The organism is Fodinicola feengrottensis (assembly GCF_010993775.1).
Taxonomy (GTDB): domain Bacteria; phylum Actinomycetota; class Actinomycetes; order Mycobacteriales; family HKI-0501; genus Fodinicola; species Fodinicola feengrottensis.
On record NZ_WOTO01000067.1, the window covers coordinates 37,020 to 51,672 of the forward strand.

The window sequence follows — 14,653 nt, forward strand, 5'->3', positions numbered from 1 at the left end:
GCCCCACATTGGAGACGCCGGTGCTGAGCGGCACTCAGCGTAACCACATTAAGGACCGTTTGGGGACAGAACGCGCGAGAAAACAATCACAGATCCAACTTCTCCTCTCGCGAACGTGACATGCCGTACCGCATAACGGAAATCTGCGCGTGCGACTGCACGTGCGCCCGCACATGCACATGCACGGCCACACACGTCACCCGGCGAGCGGATGGATGGTTATTCCTTAAGTAACAGCAATTTCCGCGAAACCTGACCGCCGAGCGCGCGACGCCGAACCGACTCGAACAATCCCTCTTTCCCCGTTGATGCCATTTCACATACAGTAATGACCCCACCTCGTCACAGACAGTGATATGCGGCCCGCTGGGATTGGACGCTAGTCAATCTGGATACGATTGTGCAGGGTTCAAAGCGGGTGCTTGACGGGTCACTGCGCCCGAGCCGTCAACCAGGTGGCAGCCACTCCCCGCCTGTGTCAGAACCTCTCGCCCTCAAGTTCACCCTGCCGCCTGCAGAAGTAGCTGACACTGAGGATGGTGCCCGGGGGATTCGCATCTCCCAGGCACCATCCGAGACTTCTGAGTCTTGTCCCATGTCCTGGAGGTAGGCCGACGATGTAGCTAACTACCCTCTGGACCGTGGCAGAAATAGGCCCAACCTTCGGCGCTGGCGAATCTCGCCGGGCGCTGCTCCACATCGACCGGCGATGACATTTTTCCTCAACTAGATAGAGGTCGAGCACGTCTCGAGCTCCGCAACACCTACAGTTCCGAGTTTATGATTTTATTTGCACCCAGCTCCCATATTTTTTACATCGGCCTTCACTCTTGGACTACTGACGAAAGAACGCAAGTGTTTCGGCGACCGCGCTGCCGTAGCGGGCGATGTCGAGGCATTCTTGCCGCATCCCCCATGCGCGGTCGAGGCATTCGGGATCACTGAGAGAGTCGCCTACGGCGAGCACGACGGTGGGGCCAAGCCGCCAGAGCACCGCGTTGACGGCACAGCAGGCGATTGCCAGTTGATCGATATCGACACCTGTCCACAGCACTGTCTCCGGATTACGGCCACCGTCGCGCATTACGTTGGCTGCCGCCCGGAACAATCCACCTGTGCCGACCGCCGGGTCGTGCATTCGGGCGTGATCGTCGATTGGTATGAATCCGGCCATCAGATTGGTCACGTCGGGTGGTGTATACATCTGACCACGGTCGCGTTTGGCTGATTCGGGCCGCATCTCTGTCAAGATCTGACCAAGCAGGTCAACGTGGTCGCGGGCCGTGGCCATCACACCGAACAAGTCATTGTCCAGCGCTGCGATGGCTACTTCTTTGGCCGCAGCCAGTTGTTCCCCCGTGGGCGATGCCCCGCCGAACCACCGCAGGTGAAAGGGAGCCAGAGCCGGTGTAAGGTCTGGCCGATGTAGGAGGAATTCTTTCCATTGATGACGTATGCAGGCCGCGAATGTGTCGTCTCCGCGACGAGGATGCACTGACGTGCCTCGTTTCGTTCGTCTGGTGCAGGTGTTAGGACCGCCAACGCGGCCACGATCGATAGTGGGATGTCGGTATCGCTGGCGCCGGGGTGTCGATTCCAGGCGTGGGTCACGGCCTCGACAATTCCGGAGACGTGCCCGGCAGGGATTGGTGCGGGTTTCATGAAAACCTCAGGGTGTGATGAATGGAAAGGAACAGTCGAGCGCTCTTTTCTGGCTGCGGTCTCGACCGAGTGAGGTCGTACGGGAGCGCGGCACGTCGTGCTGTAGTCACCAGGTGAGTGGACACAGCCCGACACCGGACCTCTATCGGTCCGTGGCCTTGTTGATGTAGTCGCGGAGGGCACAGACCCAACGAACCGGAATTCCGTGGTCGGCGGCGTTGGGCTCGACCAGAAGGTCGAGTTCGCGATGTAAGCCAGCAGCGTCGACCGCACCGCAGGATGCCAAGGAATACAGGGCGCTACCCTCACCACCATGGAACTGTCCGGCGATGACGCGTGCGGTCAGATCATCGATGACGCGTCCGTGCTCCGCAGCTGTGTTGATTCCTCTCGCGATCGTTGTGTCGTCATGGGAATCGTCAGCGGTGAATGTCATGAGGTTGACGTCCTTTCCGGTTTCGATCCGCGCAACACGCGGGAATAGAAAGTGCGGGCTGTCCGTGACGGACAGCCCGCTATGTCGTGCGCTTTTCGCGCGGCTAGGTGGACTCTCGGGATATTTTGGCGTCAATGCAGAGATTGCGCTGTTGTCTAAGATCGGCGATGCGTGGCCCCTCCTTCAGCGTCGAGGGCAGCCAGCAGCGATGGCGCGAGGTCCGCGGGTTGGCAACCATGTCGGAGGCGCCGCAACGTCAGGTGGGCCGGGACGAAACTGGGGTCGTCGCCGATTGCACGTCGCAGGTGCGCGTTCGCTTGCGCGAGATCGTTGTGTCGGTAGGCGGTGATCGCGCGCAACATCGCCGCTGGAGCAGCTAAGGTGTGGCGGGAGTTGGCCGGTCAGCTGCGCCCACAGGTGATCAGCGCTGGCCGCCTCGGCACTGGTCGCGACGGTCACAGCGTGGTGCAGAACCGGCGTAAGCCGCAGGCCAACGCCGACCTGTATAAGGTCTTCCGGCCGAGTAGTGGTGTTTGGCGAGGCACGTCGGGCGTCGAGGGCCGTCGACAGCGCGATCCAGGCAGCGGCAACAATGCCAGGTGCCGCCGGAGCGCTCGGGAAACGGCGAAACAATGCGGGGCCAGCTGTCGTGGCGCACTCTGGACAGATCGGTGTGTCGGCGGGATGATGCCGGCCGCAGCCAGAGCAGGTCCACATCAACCCTGCCCGGATGGCGACCTCGCGTACGACTTGGGCTTCGTATTCGGTGGCGGTGTTCAGCAGTACCGTCAACAACGCGAACGTCATGACGACTCCTATTCGTCCACACTCCGCGCGAAAATTTCCAGGGCGCGGATAATAGGTGCGTAAGGGCCGAGGGCCAATTGGCTCCGCGGTCTGAGACGCTTGACAAATTAAGCCCGGCGCCTGCCAAGAGCGAGCGCTCAAGAGCGTGCCGGCCGCCTGCCATCTCCATACGTGCAGTGTCGATGGTGTCGGTCTTGATCGGCACGGTTCCGTGGCGACGGGACGAAGGCAACAATGCTCGCCGCCGCCTGAAATCAGCGCTCTATCTCGGTTTGCTGGAACGGCGCCGGTTTTCCCCGTCCTGTGGTTGTCTTCATGTTCGTGTCTCGGCGACGCACCGCCGTACGTCCGGGTGCTCGGGCGACGAGGCCGTGCACGTCGAGGGCGTAGATCGCGGGCTCGTCGATTTCTCGTCGTTTGTGTGGCCACATAGCCACCTCAGCGCGGCCTAGTCCTTCCCTCCATGTACGTGCTGTTCCGATCCCCAGGCTGCCGGTCACACTCAGGAGCGTTCGTTCGCCGACGTCGACCGGTTCCGCGATCGTGTGCAGTACTTCCTTGGCGAAGGCGCGTATGTCGCCGTCGTCGTGGCTATCTTTCGGGACCAGGAGGGCGAATTCGTCTCCTCCGAGTCGGCATGCCAACCCGCCGCTCTCCTCGCAGTAGGCGCGCATTCGGTTGGCAGCAGTGATGAGCACGTAGTCGCCGACGTCGTGACCGTGTTTCTTGTTGAGTAAGCCGAAGTCGTCGAGGTCAAGCATGCACATCCAAAATCGGGCGCCCTGACCGGCGACAGTTTTCGCGGCGAGAACGCGGTTGGGTAGACCAGTCAATGGGTCGTGCTCGGCGGCGCTGCGAGCCACTCGCAGTTTCGGCACGAGAATGGCCGCAGCTACGGTGAACCCGAGAAGAGTACCGATTAGAGCTGCTATAGCGGGTGCTGCAAACATGAGCTTCCCTTCGCAATGCAGAAAGCGCCGCGCCGCATAGTCACGTTGCGTGACGAGGCGCCGCGCGGCGCTTAATAGATCACTGGCATTTGGAGGACGAGCTTGGTCTGAGTCCGTCAGCCAACGGTTCGGTGCACCGAGGCAGTAGTTCGGCAATGCTGCCCGCGGACTTCCCGGGTTACTTTGTTGTGGCTATCTTCTGGTAGCGCTCCAGGACGCGGCGCCAGTAGGCCAATGCCTCAAGTCCAATGTCCCCGCTGTCCCAGAGAATGTCGATCGGGTTGTTGAGATAGTCGAGCGGGTTGACCATGGAGCCGGGCCGCTCTTCGTCGTCAGTCCTGATGGTGTGGCTTCCGTGTGTGTTGAGCGCCGTGGCGATTGCCGTCGCCAGTTCGGCGGCGCAGGTTATTCGGTCCTCAGCGGTGAGCAAGATTTCTTTCACGGTGCTGCGCAGCGCGGTTCTCCGTGGCCGGCAGAATGTTGGCTCCCACTTGGCGTTTTGGAGGTATGGGGCGAAGGCTGGGCAGGCGGTGACGGTCTCGCCACCGCACGTATGGCAGGTTGCGTCGACGATCTCGGTGGCCGCGATCAGTTGATCTAGCTGGGCTGGGTTGACGATGGTGTGGGGTTCACGTGTGTCGTTCGGATCAGTCCAGATAAGGGCGACCGAATGCGAAACATCGATACCTCGCGATCGGCAGATTCCACCTGCTACACATTCACAAATGGCCACAGTATCCATCGCGACATCCCTTTCATTGAGTTGGTAACTCGGTGCGACTGCAAGGGCTATTCGCGCTGCAGCGGACGAACAACTCCTGGCGAATGGCCGGGGCACTATCACGGTGGCGCGCATCGGAAAGCGGTGCAGCGACGAACAGGATCGTGGAGCGATGCCGACAGCTGCGTATGTTCACTTTTGTGTCCATTTCTCGGAGCACATAGAGGGCTTCGCAGTCACACAGCGCACCGACACGTTGCAGACTTTGCAGTAGGCACCGGCAACAAGGAATATGAGGATGCGCTGTCCCCCACTTCCTAGCCTGCGCAAGATCGCCGTTGCACGTCCTATCGGCCTTCTGTCTTTTCAGATAGCAGGCGAGGCATTCAAAGCTCCGCGAACCAGTCGCTGATGTCTCGCTCGGATTCATAGAGTCGTCGACGTCGCTGGGTACAGGCTTGTTGGTCATAGTCATATCTCCTCTCTGCGCGAGTGAAGCGGCGCATCGAGACGAGAGAGTCATCGCGGGGTCGGCTACGTCGTCAGAGAGTCTCGGTGTTGGTCTGAGCGAGTGTCAGGGCGTGGGTGTAAGACAAGGAGGTCATTGTCATTGGCACCTACCGCGATCAGCGCCCTGACCACGTAGGCGGGTAAGTGGAGCGGATCGTCATCAATAGCCCGCAAGGCACATAGCCAGGCAGTGTCGACGTCGCCGAGCAGCTAGATGACCTATTCCAAGGGCGTGGCTTGGTCAGAGTCGAGGCGAGGGCGTCCATGATCGTTTTGTGACGAACAACCTGGACACCCTCGCTACTGCACTGTACGTGAGGGTTGACGACTTGCTCAAAGCCTCACCCGGGCTGGCGCCGTGGCGACCAGAGGTGGGCATCGTCCCGAAGCTGACCGACGCTGAGTTGGTCACCTTGGCGGTGATGCAGGCCTTGCTCGGATTCACTTCGGAGTCACAATGGCTGCGCCACGCTCGGGCTCACATGAGGCATCTTTTCGGTTATCTTCCTCAACAATCTGGCTACAACAAACGGCTGCGAGCCGCAGCTGAGTTGATCAAAACGGTGATCCGCGTGCTCTGCGCCGACACCACTTTGTGGACCGATGACGTGTGGGTCGTGGACTCCACCCCGGTCGAATGCGGTCGCTCACGCGAGACGGCTCGGCGCTCGGATCTGGCCGGATGGGCCGAATACGGGTACTGCGCCTCGCACTCACGCTACTTCTGGGGCCTGCGGCTGCATCTGGTCGCCACCCTGGGCGGGCTGCCCGTCGGATTCGCGCTGACCGGCGCGAAAGCCGACGAACGCCAGACCCTGCTGGAGATCTTCCATACGGACCCCCACCTGACCCGCCACCGGCCAGGTCAAACCCTGATCGGCGACAAGAACTACTACGACCGAGTTCGAACGCGCACTGGCCGACGCAGGCCTCAAGCTGTTACGCCCGGCCCGCAAAGGCGAAACCGAACGCCCCGGAGCGCACCTGTTCAAACCCTTGCGGCAGGTCATCGAATCGATCAACCAGACCTTCAAAAGCCAACTCGACCTGGAACGACACGGAGCCCACACACCCAACGGCGTCATCGTGCGCGTCCTCCAACGCGTACTCGCCCTCACCGCCGCGATCTGGCACAACGACAAGATCGGCGCCCCCGTCCACCGATCCCTCACCGCCTACGACCACTGACCTCGGAATAGGTCATCTAGAGCGCTTGACGATTGCGTTCGCTGCCACGTGATGCCGGGGTCGTGGAAGTAGCCGGCCAACGAGATCGGTACGCCCCGGCGCCGGCAGGCCGTCGCCTTGTTGTTCGTACCTATCCTGGGTCTGTTGACGAGGCGGACTGGTCTCACCAATCTGTCGCTCGGCGACAATTAGGCGAAAGATCGATGAGAACCGACGACGAAGCGCCAGCTCTTGTAGACGACGTGTGCCGGGATCGGGGGGGTCGTGGGTCCCACAGTTCCCAGAGCCAGCTGTCTGTCCGTATCCACCGCGGGTCGTCAGCCTCTGGGCTGCCGAAGAGTTCAACGGTGTTTGCGGCGCGGTCGATGCTGACGATGCTGGGACCATCCCAGCGCAAAGAGGTGGTCACCTGATGCGGGTGCGCCTGATGTTCCGCGTTGATCCAGTCAACGATGACCTCGGCGACTTCCCTGCGGAATCCGGGATAGAACATGCCGCTTGGACTGATGTCACCGATGATGGCCGGGAATGCTGGGTCTGAGCCATCGGCATGTATGAATGCCGTTACGGGCAGTTCAGTTGATCGCCGTTCCGGCATTGACCATCCGCATTGCAGGCTGGTTGAGTCTTCCGGGATCATTGTCCAGTCCCAGTGTCGGTCCCCTAACGCGTATCTGCCCGCCGGGCCGGGTAGGTATCGCGTTGGTTCACGGTGAGGTTCGTATTGGACGTCGAGGGAGGATGTCACCAGTATGGCGTCGTCGGCCCATTCTGCGCGTTCGGGCTCACCGTATTCCTCGTGGCGATAGTTGATCCAGTGGACAATCCGCTCGGCGACCTCACGTCTAAACAGTGCGATGAAGGGACAGATGCGGTTCGTCGGATGGGTTTTGATCTCTGCGGGGAATGCTCGTGGGTGCAGGTGGTCTGTCAGGATGACGAGATATTCGTCCTTGTCGCGGCTGACGTGGTCACAGTGATGGGGGTTTGCGGTGTGTAGCCACTTCTCTGGTGCGTTCATGGTTTCCCATTCGTATGTTTGTTTGATGCGATCTCGCTGGGCGCGCGAACAAGCCCCGTCGCCGCAAAGGGTTGTTTACGTTTCAAAGCACCGTTTGCCGTCACCTGGTGTGATCTTGCGTGAGACTAGTCGTCGGCGAGTTCAGCGGTGACGACGATGATTTCCCGAGAACTTTCATCGGCACGGTCGCCCCCAGTCGACGGTGAAGTCCTCTGCGATGTTCTGGGCCACAGTTAGTGGGTCGTACCGTGCGTCGTTCGTTTCCTCGCGGTCCAAGTCATTGACGGTGACACGCGCCTTGATTGTGATCTCGACGTCGAGCCTCGGATCGTATGCAGCCATCGAGAACCGGTCAAGGAAATTGTCGAGACCGCTCCTTTCGATATCGTCGTCCTCGTACTGGCCGATGGCGTATCGCCGAATCGCATCGAGGGTCTCGTCGATGGTCGCTCTTTGCGTGACCCGCTCGTCCGCCGCGTCGTCGATGATGGCGCGTATGGACATTCTTAAGCTGGGTTCCTGCTGTAGCAATTGCACCCTGGTGTCGGCTGGCATGGAGCGCAGCCCGGCTTTGGTGGCGACACGGATGTCATCCGCACCGGTTCTTGACAGGGCGATGCCTGCGGGAACCTCCAGACAGCTAAACGCTGTTCCTGTGGGAAGCTCGGACAATGGGTAGGTCGGTTCCTGCGAGGAGTTGGTGGTGCCAGTGGTATTCGTTGTCATAGCACTATTCGCCTTCTTCTTGGTTGAGTTGGAGATGGCAGTTTGGCCGTTTAGACTGGCGCTGGTGGCAACGTGCCGGAATTCTCCGGTGATGCTTCGGGATGGATGCCGCCGAGAATACGGACGGTGGTACTAAGTTTGATTGGTTTGTCGTCGGGGCCGCGAAGGTGTGTTTTCACGGTTATCTCGCGGATCTGGGTTCGGCCCGGTCCATACGGCTGTTTTCGGGTGTGCTGGGCGACCCACCACCGGTGGTCGTACCGGCGTTTCTTATCCGTGGGCGGATCTGTGGTTGCGGCTGCCGGTAACGCCGCGTTGTCTTGATCGGGTGCTCGTTGCACCGGTGTGGTCATACGTGGGTCGGGGCGGTGGGCGGTGGTGAGTCTGATCAGGCGCACCTCCGCGGGAGGTCTGCCGGAACGCTGATAGCTCTTGCGGACGCCCTTGTCGACGGGAATCGACCTTGTCTCGGCGATGCGTTGGGCCAGGAAGATCCAGGTCGTGACCAGGCTGCTCACCGCACTTCGCGCGTCTACTCGTTGGGCCGGCGCGAGATGGATGTGGCTGCGAGGCACGATCCAACCGATCTGCCCACGCAGATCCTGCAAGGCCGCTGGAGGCACCCCGGTTCCGATGCTGCCGTACCCGACAACACGGATGCCGGCAGGAGTCGTCGTCCACGTAGCCGCGACGAGGTCACCGCGCACGCCGACCGGCCGGCCCCAGGACACCAGCCCGTGGGACGACGGGAGGTCAGGCTCCTCGATACAGGTCGGCGGTAAGGACTGGGACAAATGGTCAATGTTCGCGGTGGATTCTTCGTCAACCCACAGCAGCCACGCCGATTCGAGGCTGGCCGCCACCTGCGCGCGAACATCGCTCTCGTCTAAGCCCAGCGGCAGCGCCAACGGTCCTGTCAACAGGGTATAAAGACCATCACGAACCTTCGGCAGGGTCGACACCTTAGAGCCGCTGCCGGCCACCGTCCCAATGGCGACACTTCCAGCGGTGGCCGAAAGCCGGCCACAACCTCCCGATTAAGGAGAGTCGCGAACGCGTCCGCTTCTGGACCCAGCTTCGGCGCTGCGCGTCGACGCCGGGCGCGCAGACCTTTCAGATCGCCCACCGATACGGAAGTCCCACACTCGGCGCACGCATGCCATTCATCACCGAAATTCTGCCGGAATGGCCCGACCACCGCAGCGATCGGGCTCGTGTGAATCCCATAGACAACATGCTGGTCACTACAGAAGTCGCAGACGATCTGCGCGATGGTCGGCTCGACCACGATAGGGCGCGGAAGATGCTCCGGTGGATCGTTGGCCAGCTCCATGGGATGCAGATAGATGATCTCGCCGGTAGCGTCGTCGACGGACCTGTTGAGGGCTACGTTACAGATTTGGCAGGCGATCAGTGATGCCACGTATTCCTCGGCATTCTCGCCGCCCGGTAGTGAAGTCATTGCAGTCTCCTTACGGGCATGGCGCAAGGACCAGCTGATCGAGTATTCATCCGGAATGACATCCGTATGCCAAGCGGGTCATAGGTCGTCGACACTCGGCACCACGTGGTTACAGTCAAGGTCTATTCCTCTCAATGCGTCTCTGCCGCATTCCGCGGCCCACGCTAAAAGGGGCGCGCTCCCACTCGCGAGAACGCGCCCCTTGCGGAGCTAACTCTTCCTTCTCCAGGCGTACATCACGTCATGGAGCCTCGACTGGTACAGATCAGGGGCAAGATGCGAGTATCACCATCGATAAACCCGGCGATTGTGGACAGGCGCGTCCATTGTCATAAGTCGTCACCCGCAATCCAGCCGAGCACCGTCTTGTAACTAGCGTCGTAGTTATCCTTAATCACCGATCGCAGATCACTGGATTGGTTACGAAGGTAGTCCGCGGTGGCGTTGACCATAAGGTTCAAGCCGTCACGCAACCCTGTGCCGGGTGCGTTGACGGCATCGAGAATGTCGTCTGCCGCCCTGTTGAGCGCCCGGACAATCTCCTCAACAGGATGCGCGTGTGATGAAGACTGTTGTGCCGCGATTGTCGTCTTCTGTTTGCTGCTCATGATTTTTCCTCCAAGCCAAATTAGGAAGCGGGGGTTCACGACCCAGCACCGACGCAATAGGTGATTTGCACCGCCAGCGTCGCTCTCTGAGCCTCCGGTCGGGAAGGTCCCTGGCAGCTCTGCTGCGCGCCAGCGCGGATATCGGCACTACGTCTAGTACGTGACGAATCCGTTTCCAAGTTCGGCGGCGTCGCGCAGGAAGCGAACCCAACTGTCGAACCATGTACGCGACCGCACGGGGTCGTCGGACCACGCGTATTCGGCGAACGCGTCGGCGATCCTTGCCTCGGCTGTGGAGTCGAGAATTGTCAGGGCTGCCCGGATCTCGACCGAGGTCACTACCCAGCCATCGTTTGTGCCAGCGATTTTGTGCAGGGGGATCCCGGGAATCTCGCCGCAGTGGGCGGCCAACACCTTGTCACTGGCCGCCATATAAGCCTTCGCTCGGTCACTAAGGGGATTTTCCTCTTCATCGAAGTCAGGTTCATCCCACGTCATGCCGTCCGGCAGGTCCGGGAGATCCGGCTCGTTAGGTTGCCAGAACCCCATCCCAAGGGCCTCCATAATACTGGACATTGAGGCGCCGCCCCAAACATTCAGCCGGTGACACCAAACTTCTTCGGCTCGCATGGCCTCCAATGCCAACTCGACTTTTGCTCGGTACGGCGCCAGTTCTGGGGCGTCGTACCGCAGTGCAGCCTTCGCGAGGAACTCGTCGCACTCGTCGCAGGCCGCGAAGTACTCTTTCTGCGCGTCGAGATACTCGCTTGTGTCCTTGGGCGCCTTGCGCCACATGTAGTCGTATCCCATGGGTTCGGCTCGTCAGATGTGACAGTCGACGAGAACGAGCCAGGTATCTGGATCGAGGGCGTCGATGTACGCGTTGGCCTTCGTGAGAGGTAGACAGCTTCGGAATCATCCGTCCTGTCACTCGTGGCGAACCAGCCTATTTTTCCCATCTCCCACCACTCGCCCTCGAGGGTGAGCAGGGCCCATCCGGGAATAGCCTGCTCGCGCTTCCGGGCCGCGTACTCGTCTCGCGAACGCCCTTCGATTTCGTCCTCGGGCGCGTCCAGCAGCCATCGCCTGTATTCCTGGGATTCCCGTAGACCCTTGATTCGCGGCTGGTTATGGTAGTCGCGTCGCGCGTCATCCCACGTGTACTGGTTTGTTCCGCCCCCGTCCTTGACGAGACCGGCAAAGGTTGACCAGGGTTCATGTTGTGGCGTGCCGTCGATCACCTTGGCGTAGCGGTCCCAGTCCTCGAGTGCCGCGTTTGAGGCGCGGTCGCGTTGCGCTTGGAGGCGAAGCATTCCCGCTCGACCGCCGTCCACCGCGAACGGCCGAAGGTATGCGTCCTCATTCGCTGACCGAGGCTCCGGCACCATGATGTCGTGTTTTTTTTGCGTCAATCCGCGCCTGGAATGTTCCGCGCCAACTGCCGCCGATGGTCCACCAATCCCAGTGAGCCTGCGGATTGCGCCAGTAGGTCTCACCGTCTTCGTCGGTCAGTTCCTCCACCTCCAGGCTTGCGTCGAATGGCCGCAATGCTTCACTGACAGCCGTTTCGGCCTCCTCAGGTGAGTCTGCGGTCACAGCGACGAGCACAGTAAAATGAGACATCTCAGATTCCTTCACTCTTGGGTTCGGGCGCTGCAGCTGCGCACCCTTGGTTGTTGGTGTTGATCGGGAACTCGGCGAGAGGAGCGCGGTCGTCTTCTGCGACCGCTTGAAGCCGGTTAAGGGCGGCTGTGATATCGCCGGCAATGTCCTGCAGGATCGCGGCTCGTTCAGAAAAGTCGTCGGCATCATGGCACCGGACTTCGTGCTCTACCTCTTCACGAATGATGTCGATCTGGTCGTTGATGATGGCAGCGGCAATGTCCAGCAGCGAACCGATGATGGCGATGCCGCGGCTCAGAAAATCCGCGACCAGCAGGGTTACGATGAGGGCCTGGTTTTTGCCGTTATCCATTTCGAATATCACTGACCGGTCAGTGCCTGGTAGGAATTCCAAGCGGACGGCCCCGAATTGCCGCGTCACCGTGAACGCGTGGTTCGTTGGAATAGGCTGAATGCGATGGACCCGCAACGGCGGGAACGGTGGAGTTGATTCGATCTGGCTTTCGGTCAGGTAGCTCATGGAGCCACCGCCGCCTGGGCGCGAGGCCGCCGACCCGAAAGGGCGGCGGAGATCAAACGTGCGAACTGGGTCATCTGAGACCGCGTCGGGTAGTGTCGCGCGAGGCTTCGATTGTCGTGTTCAAGCAGTGGAATCGCGGTAGACTAAGCATACTTTACCTCGTTTAGCCGTGGTGGAATTTCCCGCGCGATGGGCGCATCGGAAGCGGGACCGATCTTGTTGTGTTTGTGGCACGAAAAGGCCGCAGCGGGTCAGCTGGCGTAAGTCTGGTTTGAGCACTAAGTCTGGGTTTTAGTCGACTGTCGGCACTGCGGGAAGTATTGCCGCTAAGGTTGCCGTCTTGGTTGCTGTACGGAACATCGACGCCGCGTTTGCGGCAATGTTCGATATTCCATCCTCTCGTTCCTGTCGAGTGAAAGGCAGTTTCGCATGCGGGCCGACACGGAACACCGGTATCTCGAAATGCCTCTGGGCGACGGCTTGCCCGTCAGAGGTTGTGTATTCATAGAAATCCGTGCTTCGCAGACCCTGAACATCCGATTCGGTATTACCTGTGCAAACAACGATGAGATCGTAGGTACGACCATCGATGAGCCCGGCCCCAGGTAGGGCGACGGGAGTTGCGCGTCGGTTGATAACATTGAGCCTCTGGGCTCCGAAGCGATCCGGCCGCAGGTAGCTGCCGATGGCCTGATATCTGCCGCGGATCTCATCCTTCCAGATGGCGCAGTTTCGCGGGAGGTCGTTGGAATACCAGTCGATACGGTCGACGCTGTCTAGGGCAGCGGCAGCCATAGACGGTTGTGGCGCGATGCCGAGTAAGGACTCGGCCACGCATTTGCCGGAATCGCCACCGCCGACAATCCCGACACACGACGCAACGCTCTTAGCGGCCACGGCGTCGCCATGCGCTGCATAAACTGGGGGAAGGTGAGGATCGTCGCGCCGTTGGCCACCGCTTGGGCGTACGGGTCGCCCAGTCCTCGCGCGTCGATGACGTTCTGGGCGTACAAGGGGTCTCGGCCTTCGACGTCAACTTCGATGCCTTCGCCATCACGGGCGACGGACAGTACTTGTGCGTCGGTGAGGACTTCCGCGAACTGAGCCAACGCCAGTCGGATGACGAAAGCCATGTCGGTGTTCGTCTGGTATTCGGCCATGGAGACATTCGCCGCTTGAATCGGTGCGCCCGGCAGGTAGTTCAGACTCGCTCCCCCGTCGCCGGCCAGTCCTGCATCCCCCGAGCGGTTGCGGAGTTAAGGAAGAAAGTCGGTGTCTTGGACATCGCGAAACAACCGCCGGCCCGTTCGTTGCGTTCCAGCACCAATGGCTTTTGATGTCCACTGAGGACTCTCGGGTCGCGGCGTAGGCGGCGGCGTGGAAGCCGCTGCCGATGATCACTTCGCGCTCGACTCCGGTCCAGCGTGCCAGCACGTTGTTCTGGCGCACGTCGTCCGCCCAGTAGTCATCCATAAGCTGGTCTGCGTACTCGCGACCGGCTGGATCCAGTGCGATGCCGGTAAGTTGCGCCTCTGCCGGGTTTCGAAACTCCGAGGCCCGCTCCATGACCGCTCGTATTCCGGCTGAGGCGGCCGGTTTCGAGGCGACTGCGGCGAGGAGAGACTCGATCTGCACGGACGGCTCGAAGATGGTCTTCGGCATGGTTGTCTTCCTTTCACTTGGGGATTGGGGCCATTCGCGGCACTACGCGGCGAGAGTGGGAGATTCGGGGACTGGTGGATCCGTACGATCTGCGCGGAATCGGTCGGGTACTGAGCGACAGAAAGGCCCGTACCGCGGGTTGCGGTACGGGCCTTTCGAGTCGATGATTTCCTTGCGCCTAGACGCCTTGCACTGTCATGACTGACTACTTGGATTGGAACTACGCGTCTGCGGGAGGACAGACCAGAGTAATGAAACGATCCAGTCCTCTCACCAGGTCGAGCGTGAGCGGACCGTCCTCCTGCAGCAGCGGGACCAGAGCGTCCAGGAGCTCCTGCCCGTTGGCCGGTAGGTCATCGGAAAGCAGCTCGACGGTGGCCAATAGCGTGCTCGAGAGCCTCCGATGTGGACAGTTTTCCTTGTCCAGCCGTGATTCATATTTGTCGCGGAGGTCGGCGAGCTGTCGGTCGTGCAGCGCCTGCAGCTCCTCTACTTCGTCAAGGTGCTGGTTGGTGGCCTTTTGTACTTCTTTCTGTAGCTCATTTCCAAGGCGAACGGCAAAGGCGTCGTGCTCGGCCATCCAGTGCCGCCGATCCACCTGGTGGCGCCGTGTCACGCCACGCAACGCTTGGCTCATCGCCGACGCGTACTGAGCGGGATCGGCCACCGGGCAGGCCGGTGCGTCGGCCGGCACCGGGTACGCGATGCCGTTGATCGACACCAAGAATTCGGTGCACTCCGGGTCCGCCCAGGCGAA

The 14,653-nt window shown here is 60.7% G+C and carries 17 protein-coding genes and 1 pseudogene; 3 read left to right on the top strand and 15 right to left on the bottom strand.

Going from position 1 to position 14,653, the window contains the following annotated elements:
* Positions 1-835 precede the first annotated feature (835 nt).
* Together GNX96_RS41130 and GNX96_RS41135 are read right to left on the bottom strand one after the other, a co-directional pair.
* Positions 836-1,294, bottom strand: a complete 459-nt coding sequence (locus GNX96_RS41130; RefSeq protein ID WP_279582856.1) for an N-6 DNA methylase — start codon at positions 1,292-1,294, stop codon at positions 836-838.
* 510 nt (positions 1,295-1,804) lie between these two features.
* Entirely contained in the window at positions 1,805-2,098 is a 294-nt protein-coding gene (locus tag GNX96_RS41135; protein ID WP_163573016.1) for a hypothetical protein, read from the bottom strand.
* Between the two features lie 345 nt (positions 2,099-2,443).
* On the opposite strand from GNX96_RS41135, the gene GNX96_RS41140 reads away from it, so the two are divergent.
* A complete protein-coding gene (locus tag GNX96_RS41140; protein WP_163573017.1) occupies positions 2,444-2,968 on the top strand; it encodes a hypothetical protein in 525 nt (174 codons plus the stop codon).
* Positions 2,969-3,159: 191 nt separating this feature from the next.
* On the opposite strand, the gene GNX96_RS41145 is transcribed toward GNX96_RS41140, so the two are convergent.
* From GNX96_RS41145 to GNX96_RS66250, 3 genes are all read right to left on the bottom strand, one after another.
* On the bottom strand, positions 3,160-3,855 hold the full coding sequence (locus tag GNX96_RS41145; protein ID WP_279582857.1) for a GGDEF domain-containing protein: 696 nt from the start codon (positions 3,853-3,855) through the stop codon (positions 3,160-3,162).
* 178 nt (positions 3,856-4,033) lie between these two features.
* Positions 4,034-4,597: a hypothetical protein gene (locus GNX96_RS41150; RefSeq protein ID WP_163573019.1), complete on the bottom strand. Its 564-nt coding sequence runs from the start codon at positions 4,595-4,597 to the stop codon at positions 4,034-4,036.
* Positions 4,598-4,610: 13 nt separating this feature from the next.
* Complete coding sequence (locus GNX96_RS66250; RefSeq protein ID WP_390624284.1) at positions 4,611-5,099, bottom strand: DUF2695 domain-containing protein; 489 nt, start codon at positions 5,097-5,099, stop codon at positions 4,611-4,613.
* Positions 5,100-5,361: 262 nt separating this feature from the next.
* On the opposite strand from GNX96_RS66250, the pseudogene GNX96_RS41160 reads away from it, so the two are divergent.
* Positions 5,362-6,274 (top strand): annotated as a pseudogene (locus GNX96_RS41160) (IS982 family transposase).
* Positions 6,275-6,437: 163 nt separating this feature from the next.
* On the opposite strand, the gene GNX96_RS41165 reads toward GNX96_RS41160, so the two are convergent.
* From GNX96_RS41165 to GNX96_RS41175, 3 genes are all read right to left on the bottom strand, one after another.
* Positions 6,438-7,295 (bottom strand): hypothetical protein, encoded by an 858-nt coding sequence (locus tag GNX96_RS41165; RefSeq protein WP_163573022.1) that lies wholly within the window; start codon positions 7,293-7,295, stop codon positions 6,438-6,440.
* A 174-nt stretch (positions 7,296-7,469) separates the two neighbouring features.
* Positions 7,470-8,021, bottom strand: a complete 552-nt coding sequence (locus GNX96_RS41170) for a hypothetical protein (protein ID WP_163573023.1) — start codon at positions 8,019-8,021, stop codon at positions 7,470-7,472.
* Positions 8,022-8,071: 50 nt separating this feature from the next.
* A complete protein-coding gene (locus tag GNX96_RS41175; RefSeq protein WP_279582851.1) occupies positions 8,072-9,004 on the bottom strand; it encodes a hypothetical protein in 933 nt (310 codons plus the stop codon).
* A 173-nt stretch (positions 9,005-9,177) separates the two neighbouring features.
* On the opposite strand from GNX96_RS41175, the gene GNX96_RS59125 reads away from it, so the two are divergent.
* On the top strand, positions 9,178-9,438 hold the full coding sequence (locus tag GNX96_RS59125; RefSeq protein WP_279582852.1) for a hypothetical protein: 261 nt from the start codon (positions 9,178-9,180) through the stop codon (positions 9,436-9,438).
* A 374-nt stretch (positions 9,439-9,812) separates the two neighbouring features.
* On the opposite strand, the gene GNX96_RS41185 is transcribed toward GNX96_RS59125, so the two are convergent.
* The 7 genes from GNX96_RS41185 to GNX96_RS41215 form a co-directional block, all read right to left on the bottom strand.
* Positions 9,813-10,091, bottom strand: coding sequence for a hypothetical protein (locus tag GNX96_RS41185; RefSeq protein ID WP_163573026.1), 279 nt, complete (start codon positions 10,089-10,091; stop codon positions 9,813-9,815).
* 153 nt (positions 10,092-10,244) lie between these two features.
* The gene (locus GNX96_RS41190; protein WP_279582853.1) at positions 10,245-10,886 is read right to left on the bottom strand and encodes a hypothetical protein; all 642 of its coding nucleotides are present in this window, start codon (positions 10,884-10,886) and stop codon (positions 10,245-10,247) included.
* A 564-nt stretch (positions 10,887-11,450) separates the two neighbouring features.
* Positions 11,451-11,729 (bottom strand): hypothetical protein, encoded by a 279-nt coding sequence (locus GNX96_RS41195; protein WP_279582854.1) that lies wholly within the window; start codon positions 11,727-11,729, stop codon positions 11,451-11,453.
* Entirely contained in the window at positions 11,716-12,234 is a 519-nt protein-coding gene (locus tag GNX96_RS41200; protein ID WP_163573029.1) for a hypothetical protein, read from the bottom strand. The genes GNX96_RS41195 and GNX96_RS41200 overlap by 14 nt, the downstream gene beginning before the upstream one ends.
* Before the next feature lie 291 nt (positions 12,235-12,525).
* Entirely contained in the window at positions 12,526-13,029 is a 504-nt protein-coding gene (locus GNX96_RS41205; protein ID WP_163573030.1) for a hypothetical protein, read from the bottom strand.
* A complete protein-coding gene (locus GNX96_RS41210; protein ID WP_163573031.1) occupies positions 13,011-13,394 on the bottom strand; it encodes a hypothetical protein in 384 nt (127 codons plus the stop codon). Before GNX96_RS41210 ends, GNX96_RS41205 begins: the two co-directional genes overlap by 19 nt.
* A gap of 722 nt (positions 13,395-14,116) precedes the next feature.
* On the bottom strand, positions 14,117-14,653 hold a 537-nt coding region (locus tag GNX96_RS41215), incomplete at its 5' end, for a hypothetical protein (RefSeq protein WP_279582855.1).

What these genes read in the sequence shown, in the direction of transcription:
- GNX96_RS41135 (WP_163573016.1), bottom strand. Translation starts at nt 2,098, where the DNA reads ATGACATTCACCGCTGACGATTCCCATGACGACACAACGATCGCGAGA.
- GNX96_RS41145 (WP_279582857.1), bottom strand. Translation starts at nt 3,855, where the DNA reads ATGTTTGCAGCACCCGCTATAGCAGCTCTAATCGGTACTCTTCTCGGG.
- GNX96_RS41150 (WP_163573019.1), bottom strand. Translation starts at nt 4,597, where the DNA reads ATGGATACTGTGGCCATTTGTGAATGTGTAGCAGGTGGAATCTGCCGA.
- GNX96_RS66250 (WP_390624284.1), bottom strand. Translation starts at nt 5,099, where the DNA reads ATGACTCTCTCGTCTCGATGCGCCGCTTCACTCGCGCAGAGAGGAGAT.
- GNX96_RS41165 (WP_163573022.1), bottom strand. Translation starts at nt 7,295, where the DNA reads ATGAACGCACCAGAGAAGTGGCTACACACCGCAAACCCCCATCACTGT.
- GNX96_RS41170 (WP_163573023.1), bottom strand. Translation starts at nt 8,021, where the DNA reads ATGACAACGAATACCACTGGCACCACCAACTCCTCGCAGGAACCGACC.
- GNX96_RS59125 (WP_279582852.1), top strand. Translation starts at nt 9,178, where the DNA reads ATGCCATTCATCACCGAAATTCTGCCGGAATGGCCCGACCACCGCAGC.
- GNX96_RS41185 (WP_163573026.1), bottom strand. Translation starts at nt 10,091, where the DNA reads ATGAGCAGCAAACAGAAGACGACAATCGCGGCACAACAGTCTTCATCA.
- GNX96_RS41190 (WP_279582853.1), bottom strand. Translation starts at nt 10,886, where the DNA reads ATGTGGCGCAAGGCGCCCAAGGACACAAGCGAGTATCTCGACGCGCAG.
- GNX96_RS41200 (WP_163573029.1), bottom strand. Translation starts at nt 12,234, where the DNA reads ATGAGCTACCTGACCGAAAGCCAGATCGAATCAACTCCACCGTTCCCG.
- GNX96_RS41205 (WP_163573030.1), bottom strand. Translation starts at nt 13,029, where the DNA reads ATGGCTGCCGCTGCCCTAGACAGCGTCGACCGTATCGACTGGTATTCC.
- GNX96_RS41210 (WP_163573031.1), bottom strand. Translation starts at nt 13,394, where the DNA reads ATGGCCGAATACCAGACGAACACCGACATGGCTTTCGTCATCCGACTG.